This window comes from Paraburkholderia ribeironis (assembly GCF_900019265.1).
In the GTDB taxonomy this organism is placed as follows: domain Bacteria; phylum Pseudomonadota; class Gammaproteobacteria; order Burkholderiales; family Burkholderiaceae; genus Paraburkholderia; species Paraburkholderia ribeironis.
This window is the reverse complement of sequence record NZ_CYGX02000179.1, coordinates 1-1,977: the sequence shown is the minus strand read 5'-3', so window position 1 is coordinate 1,977 and position 1,977 is coordinate 1. Positions and strand designations below refer to the sequence as shown.

Genomic DNA, 1,977 nt, shown 5'->3' with positions numbered 1-1,977 from the left:
CCGCAAGCTCGCACGCTGGTCCATCACATCAGAGCCTGAAGCAGGATGTCCCTTCATTCGCCAGAACCGCACCGGCCGTCACGCCTCGCTCAGAAGCGACCCGATCGGATTAGCTCGTTGAGGTTCGTGATGCTCAGGCTCCCAAAACCGGTTGGGTAATCCCAGCCGGTACCGGCTTTGTAGCCGAGCCCCTGATAGCCGTTGTTCCCCGATACGACGTCATAGCGCACGAGCGACGGGTTCGACGGAATCGCGCGGTACAAGTCGCCGGCCGGAAAGCCGAGGCTCGTGCCGTTCGCCGCCAGCAGGCGCGCCCAGAAACCGGTGAAGATCGGTGCGGCGAGGCTCGTGCCGCCCACCTGCTGCAACTGGCCGTAGTTGTAGATGTACGCGCCCGTGCTCAGTGCGGCGTCGAACGACACGTCCGGTAGCCGTCGATTGCTGCCTGACTGCCACACCGGCGCCGGCAGGATCGTGCTGACACCGCCGCCCGTCGCCCACAGCTTACCTGTGGGGTCGAGGCCTTCGTTCCACACCGTCTCGTTCGAGAATGCACCCGTCGACGTGGTGTACAGCGTCGTACCGCCGATCGCGAGCACGTGCGGCGACGCGGCCGGCCACGAGACCGTGTAGTTCGTGCCGTCCGGAAAGCCGCGGTTATTGCACTCGTACGCGCCTTCGTCGCCCGACGACACCGAGAACGTCTGGCCCTGCGCGGCGGCCGTCGTGAAGATCTGCTCTTGGGCGTCGATCGTGCCGTCCTTGTCCGCGTCGGTCTCGCACCAGCCGAGCGACACGTTGATCACCTTCGCGGTGTTGTCCCACACCGCGCGATTGAACGCCTGAGTGAGCCCGGTATCGCCGGCGGCGTTCTGGTCCGCCATGTAGAAGATGAGCTTGCCGACCTGGCCGCCGGCCGAGCCGACGATCGACTGGCTGTCGAGATCCCATTCGCTCTGGAGGAACGGGTTGTCGCTGTAGCTGCCGGTCGTCCCGGTGCCATTGGTCTTCTCGGTCTGGGTAGTGACCGTGCCGTAACCGTTGCTCGACGTGAACTGCTCCAAGTCCTTCAGCGTCTGCGATACGCCGCCCATCGTGATGATGCCGACGGTCACGCCGGCCGCGGTCGGCACACCGGTCGCGTTGTAGAGGCCCGGGAATTCCTTCGGATAGTGGCCGGTGGCCGTGCCGGCCGCGAGCGCCTGCGGCTTCTCGACGTTGCCAATGCGCAGCATCGGCTGTGCGCGCGCGATGTTCTGCAGCCCGAGCACCGAGCCGACGGCGTCGCCGAGCGCACGCGGCACCTGTGCTTTCGACGCGTTCATGAAGCCCGAGCGGCTGGCGTCCTGGTAGTGCACGAGCGACGTGTTGAACGCAGTCTTCACCGTGCCGGCCGTGCCGCGCGCGGACACCAGCAGCCGGTTCGGCGCGACCTCGACGTTCACGAAGCCGCTCTTGCGCAGATAGTCGACGACCGACTTCACCTGTGCTTCAGTCGGCGCGTAGCTGACGAGAAACTGTTCGGGCGTGAGGTACTGGCGGTAATGCGCATTGCCGGGCTGGTTCACGTCGTGCCCGAGCTGCTCGAGCTGCGCCGCGTTGCGCAGATTCAGGCTGACGACGATGTCCGTGATCTCGCCGTCGGCGAGTTCGAGCGATGGCGCCGCGTTGCGCGCCATCAGTTGCGGGCCGGTCAGAAAGGCGTTCGTGTGGGTGTCGACCCAGTCCGTCGTCGCATGCGCCGCAGCGGCGGAGAACACGAGCGGTACCGCGCACGCAAGGCGGCGGGGCGACGGAAGGGGAAGGGCAAGCCGGTAGTTCCTTTTCATCGGGAGTCCTTTACTGTCACGAACAATTTGAAAATCGAGGATGAGTTTGTCGCCTGATCGGCGAGGTGGAATTTCTGAACATCGAACTGCTTTCAGCATTTGTCGACACAGTGGTGTACCACTTTTTATGGCGCTGTCACGTTGAGTT

General features: G+C 64.6%; 1 protein-coding gene. It reads right to left on the bottom strand.

What is annotated here, in order from left to right; all coding sequences use genetic code 11:
- Nucleotides 1–89: 89 nt before the first annotated feature.
- Nucleotides 90–1,829, bottom strand: a complete 1,740-nt coding sequence (locus BN2475_RS32990; protein WP_094783501.1) for a S53 family peptidase — start codon at nucleotides 1,827–1,829, stop codon at nucleotides 90–92.
- Nucleotides 1,830–1,977 lie beyond the last annotated feature (148 nt).

Bases quoted from the DNA above. Each gene is read 5' to 3' on its own strand.
- BN2475_RS32990 (WP_094783501.1), bottom strand. From the start codon at position 1,829: ATGAAAAGGAACTACCGGCTTGCCCTTCCCCTTCCGTCGCCCCGCCGC.